The sequence below is a fragment of the Allopusillimonas ginsengisoli genome (genome assembly GCF_004153455.1).
GTDB lineage: Bacteria > Pseudomonadota > Gammaproteobacteria > Burkholderiales > Burkholderiaceae_B > Allopusillimonas > Allopusillimonas ginsengisoli.
In genome coordinates this window covers 196,943-212,613 of the sequence record NZ_SDQE01000001.1, presented here as the reverse complement: position 1 = coordinate 212,613, position 15,671 = coordinate 196,943, and the positions used below count along the sequence as shown (strand labels likewise).

The 15,671-nt window shown below is 59.4% G+C and carries 15 protein-coding genes; 12 read left to right on the top strand and 3 right to left on the bottom strand.

Annotation, left to right across the window (positions count from 1 at the left end; genetic code table 11):
* Positions 1-23: 23 nt before the first annotated feature.
* From ERE07_RS01095 to ERE07_RS01085, 3 genes are all read left to right on the top strand, one after another.
* On the top strand, positions 24-962 hold the full coding sequence (locus ERE07_RS01095; RefSeq protein ID WP_130007035.1) for a 3-hydroxyacyl-CoA dehydrogenase: 939 nt from the start codon (positions 24-26) through the stop codon (positions 960-962).
* A gap of 113 nt (positions 963-1,075) precedes the next feature.
* Positions 1,076-2,008, top strand: a complete 933-nt coding sequence (kce, locus tag ERE07_RS01090; protein WP_130007034.1) for a 3,5-dioxohexanoate:acetyl-CoA acetone transferase — start codon at positions 1,076-1,078, stop codon at positions 2,006-2,008.
* 5 nt (positions 2,009-2,013) lie between these two features.
* A complete protein-coding gene (locus ERE07_RS01085; RefSeq protein WP_130007659.1) occupies positions 2,014-2,769 on the top strand; it encodes an SDR family NAD(P)-dependent oxidoreductase in 756 nt (251 codons plus the stop codon).
* A 19-nt stretch (positions 2,770-2,788) separates the two neighbouring features.
* Here the strand turns inward: ERE07_RS01085 and ERE07_RS01080 are convergent, their stop codons facing one another.
* Genes ERE07_RS01080 through zwf form a run of 3 tightly spaced genes read right to left on the bottom strand, consistent with a single transcriptional unit; the run spans position 2,789 to position 5,897 of the window.
* Complete coding sequence (locus ERE07_RS01080) at positions 2,789-3,769, bottom strand: glucokinase (protein WP_130007033.1); 981 nt, start codon at positions 3,767-3,769, stop codon at positions 2,789-2,791.
* Complete coding sequence (pgl, locus tag ERE07_RS01075; RefSeq protein ID WP_130007032.1) at positions 3,750-4,433, bottom strand: 6-phosphogluconolactonase; 684 nt, start codon at positions 4,431-4,433, stop codon at positions 3,750-3,752. The genes ERE07_RS01080 and pgl overlap by 20 nt, the downstream gene beginning before the upstream one ends.
* Positions 4,434-4,436: 3 nt before the next feature.
* On the bottom strand, positions 4,437-5,897 hold the full coding sequence (gene zwf / locus ERE07_RS01070) for a glucose-6-phosphate dehydrogenase (protein ID WP_130007031.1): 1,461 nt from the start codon (positions 5,895-5,897) through the stop codon (positions 4,437-4,439).
* A gap of 199 nt (positions 5,898-6,096) precedes the next feature.
* Here zwf and ERE07_RS01065 point away from each other — a divergent pair, with 199 nt between their 5' ends.
* The 9 genes from ERE07_RS01065 (at position 6,097) to ERE07_RS01025 (ending at position 15,664) form a co-directional block, all read left to right on the top strand.
* The gene (locus tag ERE07_RS01065) at positions 6,097-7,200 is read left to right on the top strand and encodes a LacI family DNA-binding transcriptional regulator (RefSeq protein ID WP_130007030.1); all 1,104 of its coding nucleotides are present in this window, start codon (positions 6,097-6,099) and stop codon (positions 7,198-7,200) included.
* On the top strand, positions 7,200-8,696 hold the full coding sequence (locus ERE07_RS01060; protein WP_130007029.1) for a sugar ABC transporter ATP-binding protein: 1,497 nt from the start codon (positions 7,200-7,202) through the stop codon (positions 8,694-8,696). Before ERE07_RS01065 ends, ERE07_RS01060 begins: the two co-directional genes overlap by 1 nt.
* Positions 8,668-9,720 carry an ABC transporter permease gene (locus ERE07_RS01055; protein ID WP_130007028.1) on the top strand — a complete coding sequence of 351 codons (1,053 nt, stop codon included), beginning with the start codon at positions 8,668-8,670 and terminating at the stop codon, positions 9,718-9,720. Before ERE07_RS01060 ends, ERE07_RS01055 begins: the two co-directional genes overlap by 29 nt.
* Before the next feature lie 61 nt (positions 9,721-9,781).
* Positions 9,782-10,747: a substrate-binding domain-containing protein gene (locus tag ERE07_RS01050; RefSeq protein ID WP_130007027.1), complete on the top strand. Its 966-nt coding sequence runs from the start codon at positions 9,782-9,784 to the stop codon at positions 10,745-10,747.
* 19 nt (positions 10,748-10,766) lie between these two features.
* Positions 10,767-11,849 carry a sugar phosphate isomerase/epimerase family protein gene (locus ERE07_RS01045; protein WP_130007026.1) on the top strand — a complete coding sequence of 361 codons (1,083 nt, stop codon included), beginning with the start codon at positions 10,767-10,769 and terminating at the stop codon, positions 11,847-11,849.
* Entirely contained in the window at positions 11,850-13,001 is a 1,152-nt protein-coding gene (locus tag ERE07_RS01040) for a Gfo/Idh/MocA family protein (RefSeq protein ID WP_245153344.1), read from the top strand. It begins immediately after the preceding gene.
* 185 nt (positions 13,002-13,186) lie between these two features.
* Positions 13,187-14,209 (top strand): LacI family DNA-binding transcriptional regulator, encoded by a 1,023-nt coding sequence (locus tag ERE07_RS01035; RefSeq protein WP_130007025.1) that lies wholly within the window; start codon positions 13,187-13,189, stop codon positions 14,207-14,209.
* 130 nt (positions 14,210-14,339) lie between these two features.
* Positions 14,340-15,011: an amino acid ABC transporter permease gene (locus tag ERE07_RS01030; protein WP_130007024.1), complete on the top strand. Its 672-nt coding sequence runs from the start codon at positions 14,340-14,342 to the stop codon at positions 15,009-15,011.
* Positions 15,011-15,664, top strand: a complete 654-nt coding sequence (locus ERE07_RS01025) for an amino acid ABC transporter permease (protein WP_130007023.1) — start codon at positions 15,011-15,013, stop codon at positions 15,662-15,664. Before ERE07_RS01030 ends, ERE07_RS01025 begins: the two co-directional genes overlap by 1 nt.
* Positions 15,665-15,671: the final 7 nt, after the last annotated feature.

Here is a 15,671-nt window from a genome sequence, read left to right as displayed (position 1 = left end):
TCAGCATAAGGAGGCCGGCGGCCATGAACGTAGCGGTTATCGGGGCAGGGTTGATAGGGCAGGCATGGGCGATTGTGTTTGCGCGTGGCGGGTGCGAGGTCAAGCTGTGGGATGGGGATCCTGATGCGCTCGTCCGAGCGCACGCGTTGATAGGTCAGCTCGTCAATGTGTTGCATGAGCGAGGTTTGCTGGCGGATGCACCGGCCGTCATGGCGCGCATTCGGGTGGCGGACGACCTGGCCTTGGCGCTTGATGGCGCGGAGTATGTGCAGGAAAATCTGCCCGAAAAACTGGAGATCAAACAGGATATCTTCGCGCGCATGGATCAGCTCGCGGATGGCGGTACAGTGCTCGCCAGTTCGACGTCCAGTATTCCGGCATCGTTGTTCAGCGCATCGTTGCAAGGCCGTGAGCGCTGCCTGGTTGCCCATCCCGTGAATCCTCCTTATCTGGTGCCTGTCGTGGAGCTTTGCGGCGCCCCGTGGACCAGTCAGCGCACAGTGGATCATGCGCGCCACCTGATGCAGGCAGTCGGGCAAAAACCCGTTACGGTTAATCGCGAGCTTGAGGGCTTTGTGTTGAACCGTCTGCAGGGTGCGTTGCTGCGCGAAGCTTTTCGGCTTGTGGGCCAAGGTTATGTCAGCGTGGAAGATCTTGACGTGACCGTGAAGGATGGCCTCGGCTTGCGCTGGGCCTTCATGGGGCCGTTTGAGACCATAGATCTCAATGCGCCGGATGGCCTTCAGGATTACTGCGCGCGTTATGGCGGCATGTTTCAGTCTATTGCCACAGAACAGGCATCCACGGAAGCGTGGGATGACGGCCTGGTCGCACAATTGCACGCCCAGCGGCGTGACGTGCTGCCACGCGAAGCGCTGCTCGACCGCAGGCTGTGGCGTGATGAGCGCCTGATGGCGCTGTTGCTGCACAAACAGCAGCAGGATACCGCAGGGCCCTCCTGAGAAATCCAGTCGGGCTGGGAGCGGTTTAGGCACAGACGCTGCCTTGAGCGGAGCTGTTGCGAAGCAACGAACACTTATCGACCAAAAAATTACCAAGACAATCGAGGGCAATCATGGCCAGCAAGAAAAAAGTCATCATCACCTGCGCCGTTACCGGCGGTATTCATACACCCAGCATGTCGCCGCATTTGCCGGTCACTGCCGAAGAAATCGCCGAGGCCGGCATTGCCGCTGCGCAGGCGGGCGCGGCCATTCTGCATTTGCATGCGCGCGATCCCAAGGACGGCAGGCCTACGCAAGACCCTGAAGTCTTCAAGCCTTTCCTGCAGAAGATCAAGGCGTCAACCGATGCCGTCATCAATATCACGACGGGTGGCAGCCCGCACATGACGGTCCAGGAACGCATACAGCCCGCCATGACCTTCAAGCCGGAGCTTGCTTCGCTGAACATGGGGTCCATGAATTTCGGCCTGTTTCCCATGCTGGAACGTTTCAAGACCTTCGAGCATGACTGGGAAAGACAACATCTGGAAAACAGCCGGGATTTGATCTTCAGAAACACTTACAAGGATATCGAAACCATTTTGCGCCAGGGCACGGATAACGGCACGCGGTTCGAGTTCGAATGCTACGACATCAGTCATCTCTATAACCTGGCGCATTTCATGGACCGCGGGCTGGTACAAAGCCCGCCATTCATTCAGTCTGTGTTCGGCATTCTTGGCGGCATCGGGCCCAACCCCGAAGATCTCATGCACATGCGCCGCACGGCAGACAGGCTATTTGGCGACAACTATCAATGGTCCATCCTGGGCGCCGGTCGCAGTCAGATTTCCCTGGCGACGATGGGTGCAGCGATGGGCTCGAACGTGCGGGTCGGGCTCGAAGACTCCCTTTGGATCGGGCCTGGACAGTTGGCATCGTCCAATGCGGAGCAAGTCAGCCGCATCCGGATTGTGCTCGAGGCGCTCAACCTGGAGGTCGCGACGCCTGATGAGGCGCGTGCCACGCTGCAGCTCAAGGGTGGCGACAAGGTGGATTTCTGATGGCTATGTTCGATTTAACCGGCCAGGTTGCCCTGGTGACGGGATCTTCGCGAGGCATAGGCTACGCGGCCGCACAGGCGCTGGGCCGGCAGGGCGCGACGGTGATTCTCAATGGCAGGCAGCGCGCAACGCTCGAAGCAGCCGCAGCGCGCTTAAAGGAGGAGAGGGTCAGCGCGCATGTGCTTCCCTTCGATATTGCCGATCCTGAAGCCGCCGCCGCGGCTGTGACGCAGGCCCGGGCTGAACTGGGACGCATCGATATCTTTTTTTCCAATGCTGGCGTTCAGCATCGCGAACCCTTGCTGTCCTACCAGCAGCAGGATTTCGACCGCGTAGTGTTTGCCAACCTGACCTCCCAGTGGGCACTGGCGCGTGAGGTCGCGCGTGGCATGTCGGAGCACGGCTACGGTCGCATTATTTTTACCGGGTCTATCACGGCATTGAGAGGCCGTCGCGATATCACCGCTTACACCGCTGCCAAGGCGGCCATTCATGGCCTCGTGCGACAGTGGGCGGTCGAGCTGGCCGAGGCGGGCGTCACGGTGAATGCAGTCGCACCGGGTTATATCAAGACTGAGCTCACCAGCAGGCTTTGGAACGATGAGGCCTTCAATCAATGGCTGTTCGATCGCGTTCCGCAAAAGCGCTGGGGCGATCCCCAAGACATTGCCTCGGCGGTTGTTTTTCTGGCGGCACGCGAAGCGCAGTTCATGACAGGCCAGGTCATGGTTGTTGACGGTGGCATGTCGTCCAGCATGTAGCGCACGGGCAGGATAGGATTTATTCCTGCACGAGTGTATCCAGATAGGCCGCGGCGCCAAGCAGCGTGGGCTGTTTGCTGTTGATGACGAAGACCGGGATGGCCGCCAGGTAATCCCGGAATCGGCCTTTGTCCTCGAAGCGCTGTCGAAAGGGCGACTGGCCGAAGTAATCACCCAGTTTCTTGATGATGCCGCCGCCGATGTAGATGCCGCCACGCGCACCCAGGGTGACCGCCAGGTCACTGGCGGCCGTACCCAATATGGCGCAAAAGGTATCCAGCGCCAGGCGGCAGGTTTTGTCGCTGCGGGCTATGGCATGACGGCTGATCTGCGCAGGGGAATAATCCTGTGCCGTGATGCCCTGGTCATGGCACAGACAGGTGTAAATGAAAGACAGCCCGGGGCCTGACACTAGCCTTTCCATGGAGACATGGCCGAACTGCTGGCGTGCTTCGCGCCATAGCATGGATTCCAGTTCGTCCGAGGGCGCAAAGCTGACATGTCCGCCCTCGGCAGCCAGTGGGGTCCAGGGCCCGTGGCGTGACGGTATCAGGGCGGACACGCCCAGTCCGGTACCGGGGCCAAGCAAGCCCATTGGCGCGTCACGCACGCAAGATCCGCCGCCAACTTGTATTAGTTCATTACCCTGCAGATGCGGGAGCGCCATCGCGAGCACAGTAAAATCGTTAAGTACATGCAGGTGCGACAGATGCAGCGATTGCCGCAAGCCTTCAATGGAAAACGCCCAGGGCGAGTTGGTCATTTTGACGTGATCACCGAGGATAGGGTTGGCGATGCCTATCACCGCGTACTTGATTTGCGGATTCCCATGCGCATCCAGGTAATGGCGGATCGCGTCTTCCATGGTTGGGTAGTCAGCGCTGTTCAGAACGTCGATCTGATCAATGTCACGGACGGAAGAGCAGAGGGCAAAGCGCGCATGCGTTCCACCGATATCAGCGATCAGATGGCGTTCGTGCTTAGGCGTGCCAATAGACATCGAGCGGGACTCCGGTCTGGTTGACGATATAGCTGATCGGCAGCGCGGGGTTGGTTCCCTGCGCGGCGCGGTTCAGCACATGCCGTTTGTCTGCGCCGGATATGGCGAGTATCAGATGTTCGGCCGAGAGGATAGCGTTCAGCGTCATGCTGATGCGTTCATGGGGAGCCTGCAGAGGCGTGACATGCAGGTATCGGCTTTCGGTATCGGGTGCGAGACACTCGGTCAGTTGGAGCGCACCCGGAAACAGCGACGCTGTGTGACCATCGTCTCCCATGCCCAACAGCGCCAGCGTAATGCGGTCGGTTTGCTGATTGGCTTGCCTGACACTGGCCTTGATGTCGTCTGGATGCGACACCAGCCCGGTAAATTGCGCCGCCGCTGCCTTGTTGTGCAGCAGGTGTGTGCGAACCAGCCTTTCGTTGCTGTCGGGGTGTTCGACGGGTACGAATCTATCGTCTACGAGTGTGATACGGACGGCTTCCCAGGGCAGGCTGGCCTGGCTCAAGGCTTTGAATATCGGAATGGGCGAGCGCCCGCCCGATACGGCAAGCCCCGCGCGACCGTGTATGTCCACCGCGCGTGTCAGCGTGGCGGCAATTTTACCGACCAGTGCCTGAACGTATTCAGCGCCGGCGGCAAACTCGTGCCAGGATATGTGCATGGTTCATGCCTCCTCGTGCCAGCTTACGCCTGTGCGCGACAGAAGGCCACTGGAGGCGGCAGGCCCCCAGCTGCCGGCGGTATAGAGCTTGGGTGCGATGGCGTGGCGGCCCCAGCACGCCAGGATGGGCTCCACCCATGTCCAGGCCTGTGCCTGTTCGTCGCGCCGCATGAACAGGGCAAGGCGGCCATTGATCACGTCGAGCAAGAGGCGTTCGTAGGCATCCGACCTGCGCGATTTGAACATGGTGTGGAAGTCCAGATTCAAATAGGTGGATTGCAGATCCATGGTGTCTCCAGGCTTTTTGGCCAGGAAATACAGGCGTACGCTTTCTTTGGGTTGCAGGCTGATGACCAGGCGGTTGGCTGATGACACGCCAACTGGCATGGGAAAGAGCGCGTGCGGCACCTTGCGGAAATTGATGACGATCTCGGCCACGCGCTCCTGCATCCGTTTGCCGGTACGCAGGAAAAAAGGAACGCCGGCCCAACGCCAGCCCGAGACTTCGGCCTGCAGTGCCACAAAGGTTTCGGTGTTGCTGGCTGGGTCTACATTGGGTTCTTCGCGATAGCCCGGCACCGGCTTGCCGTTAATGGCCCCGCTGCGGTACTGGCCGCGTACGGCTTTGGTCAGGACGTCCTCCGCGGTGAAGGGCTTGAGCGATTTGAGCACCTTGAGTTTTTCATCGCGCACAGCGTCTTCCGTCAGGCTGGAGGGCGGCTCCATGGCCACGATGCACAGCAGTTGCAGCAAGTGGCTTTGCAGCATGTCGCGCAGCGCACCGGTGCGCTCATAGAATTCGCCACGTTCCTCCACGCCCAGGTCTTCGGCAATCGTGATCTGCACGTTGTCTATCCATTCGCGTCGCCATAGAGGTTCGAACAGGGTATTGCCAAAGCGGATGGCCAATAGGTTCTGGACCGACTCTTTGCCCAGGTAGTGGTCGATGCGATAGATCTGGTTTTCGCTGAAGCACTGGCCCACGGCTTCGTTGATGGCATTGGACGATTGCAGGTCGTGGCCCAACGGTTTTTCGAGCACGACGCGGCTGTTGGAATGGTTGAGCCCGGCAGCGGACAGGTGTTGGCAGATGGTGATGAACAGGTGCGGCGCGGTGGCCAGGTAACAGACCAGCACACGGTCTGCCGAGGTGCCGAGCGATTGCGCCAGCTGGTGATAGTCGTCTATGTTGTCGGCGTCGAGCTTGGCGAAATCCACGCGCTCAAGAAAATCAGCCCAGGCAGTATCACTGAACCGGCTGCCCAGGCGGGGCTGTACGCGTGATTCGAGCAGGGCAAGATAGCCGTCGCGGCCAAGTGGTGTGCGGCCCAGTGCAATAATGCGACCGCCTGGATGCAAGGCGCCTGCAAGATGCGCATCATAGAGCGCTGGAATCAACTTGCGCAGCGCAAGATCACCTGTGCCGCCGAAAAAGACAATGTCGAACGCGGGGGTCGTAGCCATGGGTTCCTTGTCGCAGTTCACGCCGGTTCGGCGTTTGGCCGAAGGCCGTCTGGGTTTCCTGATTGTAATGATCGCGTGGCGCGGCCCACAAGCACGGGGTTGACCGTGCTTTCAGGGTAAGCCCGCATGGGAATGCTGGATTGCACGATGCCATAATGTAATCGATTACATTTACGGACAGCATACATCAGGGCACGCCATGGTGAAAGAGCGAACGCGTGCCGACAAGCGGCCCGCAAAAAAGGCCGCGCCGCGTGGCAAGGCGCCAGCAGGCTCAGCCTGTCGTCAGTCGGTGGATGCCGGCCGCGAGCGCAAGGTGTCGATTGCCCAGGTTGCGGTGCATGCCGGCGTATCGGTCGCGACCGTTTCGCGGGTGCTCAATGGCAGCGACGCGGTGCGCGAGCCTACCCGCTCACGCGTTGCGGACTCCATTGTCGCCCTGGGCTACCGGGTCAATCAGCTTGCCCGCAGCCTGCGCACGGATGAAAGCCGGCTGCTGCTGACCATGGTGCCCGATATTGGTAATCCCTTTTATGCCCAGATCGTGCAGGGGATCAACGAGGCAGTACAGGCCAGAGGCTACGACATGCTGCTTTGCGAAACTGGAGGACGTGTTGACCATGAAAAGCGTTTTCTCGAGCTGCTGCACACTCGACGTGTGGATGGGGCTATCTGCCTGGATCCAGATACCGTGCAGCAGGCGCAGCAAAGCGAGGCTCAGCGTTTTCCCTGGGTGGCCTGTTGTGAGTTCGATGCGCATGCGCCCGTGGCGTATGTGGGGATCGACAATCGCGCGGCCGCGCGCGAGGCAGTGCAATATCTTGTGAGCAGAGGTCATTCCCGAATCGCGTTTGTGAATTCAGATATGCGTTTCATGTATGCGCGTGAGCGCCAGAACGGTTACGAAGATGCGCTGCGGCAGGCTGGCATTGCAGCCAGGCCTGATTACAGTCAAAGCGTTAACGGCCTGGACTTTGATGCGGGCCAGCGCGCAGTGGCACGGCTGCTTGCGCTTGATCTCAGGCCCACCGCAGTCTTCGCCGTCTCGGACACGCTGGCCATCGGTATCATGCGCGGTCTGCGGGACGCAGGGCTTGCCGTGCCGACGGATATGGCGGTGATGGGTTTCGATGATATTTCACTGGCCAGCCAAGTGTCGCCTACGCTCAGCACGGTGGCGCAACCGATGCGTCAGCTAGGCCTGCGCGCCGCAGAACTGCTGTTGCGCCAGCTGGATGATCCGCAAGCGCGGGTAAAGGGGATACGGTTGCCACACCGGTTGATGCGCAGGGAGAGTGCCTGATGAGCTTATCCGTTCAGTTCGACGCAATCAGCAAAGATTTTGGCGCGGTGCGTGTCTTGCGCAATGTCAGTTTTTCCATGAAGCCTGGGCGCGTGCATGGGTTGCTGGGTGAAAACGGGGCAGGCAAGTCGACGCTGATGAAGATCCTGTGCGGTTATGAACAGCCTACCGAAGGTGGCGTGCAGATAGACGGGCAGCTTCGCACATTTGCGTCGTCGCGCGATGCAGAGCAGTTGGGGATTGTGCTCATCCATCAGGAGATCAACCTGGCAGATGACCTGACCATCGCCGAGAATATTTTTCTCGGGCGAGAATACCGCCGCGGGCTGTTTCTGGACAATATTCGCATGCGGTCGGAAACCCTCGATCTGCTTGAGCAGGTCGGGCTGCACGCGAGTCCGGACATGCTGGTCGGACGACTGATTGTGGCGGAAAAGCAGTTGGTCGAAATTGCCAAGGCGCTTGCCAAGAATGCGCGCCTGCTGGTCATGGATGAACCTACCGCAACGTTGACGCCCTCGGAAACAGAACGGCTTTTCGGGTTGATAGAACAGTTGCGCCGCAAAGGCTGCACCATTATTTATATTTCACACAAACTGGATGAGGTCGAGCGGATTACTGACGACATCCTGGTGATGCGCGATGGCCGTTATGTTACCGGCTGCCCAACGTCCCAGGTTTCGCGGCGTGAAATGGCCAATCTCATGGTGGGCCGGGAACTCGAGGATCTGTTTCCTTCCAAAACCCCGCTGCCTGTGAACGGCGCGCCATTGCTGCAGGCGCAGGGCGTTACGGTACCCGGATGGGCGAGCGACATCAGTTTTTCGGTAAGGCCGGGAGAAATATTCGGGTTCGCGGGCCTGGTGGGAGCAGGGCGCACCGAGCTGTTCGAGGGCATACTCGGCTTGCGCGAACGTTCGGCAGGCCAGATTTTTATTGATGGCCAGGTACAGCAGCTGCGCAGTCCACGCGACGCCGCCCGTCATGGGCTTACCTATTTAAGTGAAGATCGAAAGGGAAAAGGCATCGTGCTGGCGTTTGGCATGCGGCAGAACCTGACATTGATGGCGCTGGAGCGCTATGCCCAGCCTTTGCTTGATTTCAATGCCGAGCGCAGCGCAATGCGCAAGGCCATCAACGACTTTGGCATCCGTGCAGGCAATCCGGATATGCCCGCTTCGGCGTTGTCGGGCGGCAATCAGCAAAAGCTGGCGCTGGCCAAGGTCTTGCATCCCGGCCCGCGCATCGTCGTGCTCGACGAACCCACGCGCGGCGTGGACGTCGGCGCCAAGCGCGATATCTATTTTCTTATTCACGACTTGGCCGCCCGAGGATTGGCCGTCATCGTGATTTCATCCGAGCTGATCGAACTCATCGGACTATGCCACCGCGTGGCGGTAATGCGGGCAGGCCGTTTGCAAGCCGTGCTCGAAAACGATCAACTGCATGAAAAGGAGCTGATTGCGCATGCAACCGGAACACATCAGCAAGCCTGAGCCGGAAGCGGATCCGGCGAGCCGCCGCAACGGGCGGCAGACGACGCAGACACAGCCTGGATGGTTCGGGCGACTGCACGGCATGGGGCCGATCGTGGGGTTGGTGTTGTTGTGCATTGCCGGCACATTGCTCAACAGCAGTTTTGCCGAGGTCGACAACATCATGAACGTGCTGACCCGGACAGCCTTCATCGGCATCATTTCGGTCGGCATGTGCTTTGTCATCATCTCGGGCGGTATCGATCTTTCCGTGGGCTCCATGGCTGCCTTGATTGCGGGCAGCATGATCATGATCATGAATAGCCTGTCCACCACGTATGGCATGGCCGAGGCACCCATCATGGTGATTGTGTTGGGCATGGTGTTCGCCGTGGTGCTGGGCGGCTTGCTGGGCCTGGCGCATGGCTTGTTGATCACACGTGGCCGTATCGAACCTTTTATCGTCACACTGGGTACGCTCGGTATTTTTCGCGCTTATCTCACTTATCTTTCCAACGGCGGCGCCATCACGCTGGACATGGGGATTTCCGATGCCTACAGCCCCGTGTATTACGGCAGCCTGCTTGGCGTGCCTATTCCTGTATGGGTGTTCCTGGTCATTGCTCTGCTTGGCGGCCTGCTGCTCAATCGCACGACTTTCGGGCGTTATGTGCAGGCAATTGGGTCGAACGAGCAGGTAGCACGCTATGCCGCGGTCAACGTTGATCGGACCAAGACAATGACCTATGTGTTGCTTGGCATATGCGTCGGCATTGCAACGGTATTGTATGTACCCCGACTGGGCTCAGCCAGCCCGACCACCGGATTGTTATGGGAGCTGGAGGCCATCGCCGCCGTCATTGTGGGCGGCACCGCGCTCAAGGGTGGCTCAGGCACCATGACAGGCACCGTCGTGGGCGCCATCCTGCTTTCAGTCATTGGAAATATTCTTAATCTTACCAGCATCATCAGTGTCTATCTGAACGCTGCAGTACAGGGGTTTGTCATCATTATTGTGGCATTCCTGCAGCGGCGGCGTTCCTGACAACCCGTGTCTCGCCGGACGGTCTGGCCGGCGGTATGCCTCATCCCTATGGAGACAAATCATGAAGCACACTTTAAAGAAATTGGCCGCCGGCATGTCGGCGCTGGCGATCCTGGGGCTGTCCGGCGCAGCGATGGCCCAGGAGAAGGTCACGCTGGGCGTCTCGATTCCGGCGGCCACGCATAGCTTCACCGCTGGTGTGGTGTGGTGGTCCGAGCAGGCCAAGGCTGAGCTTGAGAAAGCGCATCCCGATCTCAAGGTGATCGTCAAGACGTCCAGCGGCGCACCCGAGCAGGCCAATCAACTGCAGGATTTGCTCACGGTGAACAAGATCAATGCGCTGGTGATTATGCCGTTCGAATCGGCCTCGCTCACCCAGCCCGTGGCGCAGTTGAAGAGAAAGGGCGTCTATGTCACCGTGGTGGATCGCGGCCTGACCGATACGAGCGCGCAAGACGCCTATGTATCTGGCGACAACACGGCCTTTGGCAAGCTGGCCGCCGAATATCTGGTGAAAACACTGGATGGCAAGGGCGAGATCGTTGCACTGCGGGGTATCGCCACCACGCTGGACAATGAGCGCATGGACGCATTCAAGTCAGTGATCGACAAGTATCCGGATATCAAGTTGCTGGACGCCCGTTATGGCAACTGGAACCGGGATGATGCCTTCAAGGTCATGCAGGATTACCTGACACGTTTCAAGCATATCGATGCGGTCTGGGCCGCCGACGACGACATGGCGGTCGGTGTGCTCCAGGCCATCAAGCAATCCGGCCGCACGGACATCAAGGAAGTCTTTGGTGGGGCCGGTGCGAAAGGCATGGTCAAGACCATACTCGATGGCAGCAACCCCTTGATTCAGGCCGATGTATCCTACTCGCCCAAGTTTATCTATGACGCCATCAAAATGACTGCCGAGGCGCGTTTGAAAGGTGAAAAACTGCCTGAGAACACGATCATTCCATCAGTGTTGATCACCAAGGAAAACGCCAAGGAGTTTTACTTTCCTGACTCGCCGTTCTAAAGCGTGACATGGAGACAGCATGAAAACCATTCAAGGGCCTGCAATCTTCCTGGCTCAGTTCGTGGGTAATCGAGCGCCCTTTGACAGCCTGGCCGGATTGGCGGGTTGGGTGGCGGAAATGGGCTATCGGGGCGTCCAGATCCCTACCAACAATCCCGATCTGTTCGATCTGGAGCAGGCTGCGCAAAGCCAGGCCTATTGCGATGATGTTCGAGGCATGTTGGCGGACCATGGCCTGGCGATAACCGAGTTATCCACGCATTTACAAGGCCAGTTGCTGGCAGTGCATCCAGCCTATGATGCCTTGTTCGATGGCTTTGCCGCAGCATCGGTGCGGGGCGACCCTCAGGCGCGACAGCGCTGGGCGCACGAACAGCTTTTGCTGGCGGCCCGTGCATCGCGGCGGCTGGGCTTATCGGCGCATGCAACCTTTTCCGGCGCGCTGGCCTGGCCCTATCTTTATCCCTGGCCCCAGCGGCCGGCCGGGCTGGTCGAGCAAGCCTTCGCCGAGCTGGGGCGCCGCTGGACGCCCATTCTCAATGCCTTCGACGACGCTGGCGTGGACATAGGCTTTGAGCTGCATCCGGGCGAAGACCTGCACGATGGCACGACCTTTGAACGTTTTCTGGAAGTTGTCGGCCAGCATCCGCGCGCAAATATTCTCTATGACCCCAGCCACTTCGTGCTGCAGCAACTCGATTATCTGCAGTTCCTGGATTTTTATCACGAGCGCGTCAAGTGCTTTCATGTCAAGGATGCGGAGTTCAATCCTACCGGCAGGCAGGGCGTCTATGGCGGTTATGCCGGCTGGGCAGAGCGGGCGGGCCGCTTTCGTTCGCTGGGGGATGGCCAGGTGGATTTCAAGGGGATTTTTTCGAGGATGGCGCAGTATGATTTCGAGGGCTGGGCGGTGCTGGAGTGGGAGTGCTGTCTCAAACACCCCGAGCAAGGCGCGGCGCAAGGCGCGCCGTTTATTGCAGACCATATTATCCGCGTTGCCGATCATGCCTTTGATGATTTCGCGGCCAGTGCCTTGTCGTCCGATCAGCACAATGCGCTGCTCGGCATCGAAAACGGTGCGTCTCGCAAGCAAGGAGGGTGAATGCGCAGGAGATTGAAGCTTGGGATGGTGGGCGGCGGTCAGGGGGCGTTTATCGGCGCGGTGCATCGCATGGCTGCGCGCCTGGACGACCGCTATGATCTGGTTGCGGGCGCGCTCTCGAGCAATCCGGACAAGGCAGCGGCCAGCGCAGCCCAGGCGGGTATCGCGCCAGAACGCAGTTATCGCGACTGGCGCGATATGGCCCGCCGGGAAGGTGAGTTGCGCCGCACCGCGCAGGGCGGCATAGACGTCGTCGCCATTGTCACACCCAATCACTTGCATGCGCCGGTGGTCCGGGCATTTCTGGCCGAAGGCATACATGTCATTTGCGATAAACCCTTGACGGTGTCCCTTTCCGAAGCCCTGGCGCTCGAAGCACTTGCCAGTCAAACCGGCGTCGTGTGCATGTTGACGCATACCTATACTGGCTATCCCATGGTGCGTCACGCGCGCGAGCTTGTGTCGCAGGGCGCCATCGGCGAACTCCGTCTGCTGCAGGTTGAGTATTCGCAAGACTGGTGGGCGGGCGGTCCGGCGCTGACCGGCGAAGGCGCATGGCGTGAGGATCCGTCCATCGCCGGCCCCGCCGGCACCTTGGGCGATGTGGGAATTCATGCTTACCAACTCGCAGCTTATGTTTGCGGCGTCGAGCCCGCGCAGATTGCGGCAGAGTTGCATACCTTCGGACCGGGCCGCGTCCTGGACGACCATGTGCAAGTCATGATGCGCTATGCGAACGGCGCGCGCGGTACGCTGTGGGCCAGTCAAGTGGCGACCGGCTGCGAGAATGCCTTGACGCTGCGCATCTACGGCAGCAAGGCGCAATTGCGTTTTGAGCAAGAGGAGCCCAACGTACTTTGGCTCACGCCCCAGGGAGGCGCCGCCCAGCGCCTGACACGCGGCCGGGTACAGAGCGAGGCGGCTTCGCGTGCCACCCGAATTCCCGCCGGACATCCCGAAGGCTATATCGAAGCGTTTGCCCAGCTGTATCGCGATGCGGCGGACCGCATCGAAGGCAATGAGGATGGCGTGGCCGTATTGCCTGATTTTCGCGATGGCGTTTCGGGCCATCGATTTATTCAGGCTGTTCTGGAAAGCCATCGCGGCAACAGCGCATGGGTGGCGCTGGAGACAGTAAGGCCAGCCGACTGACACGTATTCGACAGGTGCGCGTTCGGTGACGTCCCGCACCTGAACATTCGGAAGATGAGAACCGGCGCTGGCGTTTCGGCCATGCGATGTTGTCTGGACCGGCGTCCGCGCGCCTGGAACAAGGCCTTACAATGGCTCTCCTGTTCATGAGGCCGGGCTGTTGCCTCTCTGACTCGTTACACACAATGAAAAAGTCTACAGTTCGCAGCACCATTGCCGACGTGGCGCGACATGCGGGCGTTTCCAAGGCCACCGTTTCCCGTTTTCTGAATCATCGCGAAACCTTGCTCTCGCCGCAGATCGCTGCGCGAGTCGAAGCGGCTGTGACCGAACTGGGGTATGTGCCCAGCCCCATGGCGCAAGCGCTCAAGCGCGGACGCTCTCGGCTGGTGGGTTTGGTGGTTGCCGACATTGCCAACCCTTATTCGGTCGCCGTGCTGCGGGGCGCCGAGCATGCCTGTCGCCAGGCAGGCTATCTGGTGATGCTGTTCAATCTTGGCAACGAAAGCGAGCGTGAAAGCGCCGGTCTGCGCGCGCTGTCGTCCTATAAGGTCGAAGGCTTTATCCTGAATACCATGGGCCACGATGCCGGGGCGCTGCTTGAAACCGCGACGCAGGGACGCCCCGTGGTGCTGGTTGACCGTCTTCACCGCGGCCTGGATGTGGACTTCATCTCGCTGGATAACCAGCAGGCGATACAGCAATGTATCGAGCATGTGCTGGCATTGGGATACCGCGACCTGTTGCTGGTAACCGAGCCCCTGGGTATTGTCAGTTCCCGCCTCGAACGCGCACGGGCGTTCGAGGCGTTTGTTGCCAGTAGCGAGTCATCAGTGTCGGGCCAGTGTTTCGAGAGCGCGATTGATGACGATGCCGGCCTGGTCGAGGCCCTGAAGGCATTGCGCCTGCGTGCCGCGGGCAGGCCGCCAGCCGTTGTTTCCGCCAATGCCGTCATTACCCTTCAGGTGGTCGCCGCCGTTGCTCAGCTTGGCTGGCAATTGGGCAAGGACATTGGGCTTATCGGCATTGACGATACACCCTGGGCGCCTTACATCGGGCCCGGGATCAGCGCGGTCGCCCAGCCGACCGACCAGCTCGGGCATCTGGCCGCGCGCTGTCTGCTTCAGCGTATCGGCGGGCTCGACACGCCGGCCAGGAATCTTCTGCTGCCGGGATCGCTCAAGCCCAGGGGCTCGACCATCCCTTAAAACGCGGTGATACAATCCTCTTTTTTGACATCTCGTTCTGAAACCGGTTTCAGTGACGCGAGGGCGGGACACAGAGTATGCTGAACAAGTCCATGCCGGTTGCGCCGGTCATCTTTCGGATAAGAACAACGTGAACTACGATTTTCAGTTCGGTCCCGTTTTCGACGCGTGGCCTTTGCTGCTACATGGCACCTGGATGACGATTCAGTTGTCGTTTCTGGCCATGCTGTTTGGCCTGATCGTGGCTGTTTTTTGCGCTTGGGGCAAAACGGCAGGGCCCGCGCCATTGCGTTGGCTCATCAAAGTCTACATCGAAGTTATCCGAAACACTCCCTTTCTGGTCCAGCTGTTTTTCTTCTTTTTTGCACTGCCAGCAGCCGGCGTGCGCTGGTCGCCCTATACCGCGGCGTTGGTCGCCATGGTCGTCAATCTGGGCGCCTACGCTACCGAGATCGTGCGGGCCGGCATCGAGTCCATCCCCAAAGGACAGGTCGAAGCAGGGCAGGCGCTGAATCTTTCCCGCATCGAAATCTTTCGCTTCGTGGTGCTCAAGCCTGCGCTGCGCGCCATTTATCCAGCGCTCACCAGCCAGTTCATTCTCCTGATGCTGGCGTCCAGCGTGGTCTCGGTTATTTCTGCTGATGACCTAACCTCGGTCGCCGCCAATCTGCAGTCCGAAACCTTTCGCAGTTTTGAAATCTACATTGTCGTCACCGGCATTTATCTGGCGCTCACATTGGCCTTTTCATATGTTTTCCGGACGATCTTCCAATTGGCGCTTAATTACCCGGACCGTCGATAATGCGAACTTTCGGCACCTCCGATTTCTGGTTCATTCTCGAAGCCGCACAATGGACCGTGCTTCTTTCCCTCATGGCCTTTGCCGGTGGGGGTGTTGTCGGTCTGCTGGTTGCGCTGGGACGCACGTCCAGCAACAAGCTGGCGCTCACGGTCTCCACTGGATTTATCCAGATTTTTCGCGGCACGCCGCTGCTGCTGCAGTTGTTTCTTGTTTTCTTTGGTGCGCCGGTCATCGGCCTGGAAATCAACCCATGGCTGGCAGCGGCCTTGGCATTGACGCTGAATAGCGGCTCCTTTCTGGGCGAAATCTGGCGTGGCTGTATCCAGGCGATACCGCGCGGACAATGGGAAGCCGCCGAAGCGCTTGGGCTTTCTTACCGCAACAAAATGCGCGATGTCGTCCTGCCGCAAGCGATGAAGATCGCCGTGCCGCCCACGGTGGGTTATCTGGTACAGATCGTCAAAGGTACATCGCTGGCGGCCATCATCGGCTTTACCGAACTGACGCGTGCCGGGCAGATCATCAATAACGCTACCTTCCAGCCCATGCTGGTGTTTTCGGTGGTGGCAGTCATTTACTTTTTCTTGTGTTGGCCATTGTCGCTGTTGGCTGCCTATCTGGAGCGACGGCTGGCGGTATCTCTCGCAAGATAACGGTCCA

Coding starts and splice junctions, on each gene's coding strand:
- ERE07_RS01065 (WP_130007030.1), top strand. CDS start 6,097: ATGGTGAAAGAGCGAACGCGTGCCGACAAGCGGCCCGCAAAAAAGGCC.
- ERE07_RS01055 (WP_130007028.1), top strand. CDS start 8,668: ATGCAACCGGAACACATCAGCAAGCCTGAGCCGGAAGCGGATCCGGCG.
- ERE07_RS01050 (WP_130007027.1), top strand. CDS start 9,782: ATGAAGCACACTTTAAAGAAATTGGCCGCCGGCATGTCGGCGCTGGCG.
- ERE07_RS01040 (WP_245153344.1), top strand. CDS start 11,850: ATGCGCAGGAGATTGAAGCTTGGGATGGTGGGCGGCGGTCAGGGGGCG.
- ERE07_RS01035 (WP_130007025.1), top strand. CDS start 13,187: ATGAAAAAGTCTACAGTTCGCAGCACCATTGCCGACGTGGCGCGACAT.
- ERE07_RS01085 (WP_130007659.1), top strand. CDS start 2,014: ATGTTCGATTTAACCGGCCAGGTTGCCCTGGTGACGGGATCTTCGCGA.
- ERE07_RS01025 (WP_130007023.1), top strand. CDS start 15,011: ATGCGAACTTTCGGCACCTCCGATTTCTGGTTCATTCTCGAAGCCGCA.
- ERE07_RS01095 (WP_130007035.1), top strand. CDS start 24: ATGAACGTAGCGGTTATCGGGGCAGGGTTGATAGGGCAGGCATGGGCG.
- kce (WP_130007034.1), top strand. CDS start 1,076: ATGGCCAGCAAGAAAAAAGTCATCATCACCTGCGCCGTTACCGGCGGT.
- zwf (WP_130007031.1), bottom strand. CDS start 5,897: ATGGCTACGACCCCCGCGTTCGACATTGTCTTTTTCGGCGGCACAGGT.
- ERE07_RS01045 (WP_130007026.1), top strand. CDS start 10,767: ATGAAAACCATTCAAGGGCCTGCAATCTTCCTGGCTCAGTTCGTGGGT.
- ERE07_RS01080 (WP_130007033.1), bottom strand. CDS start 3,769: ATGTCTATTGGCACGCCTAAGCACGAACGCCATCTGATCGCTGATATC.
- ERE07_RS01060 (WP_130007029.1), top strand. CDS start 7,200: ATGAGCTTATCCGTTCAGTTCGACGCAATCAGCAAAGATTTTGGCGCG.
- pgl (WP_130007032.1), bottom strand. CDS start 4,433: ATGCACATATCCTGGCACGAGTTTGCCGCCGGCGCTGAATACGTTCAG.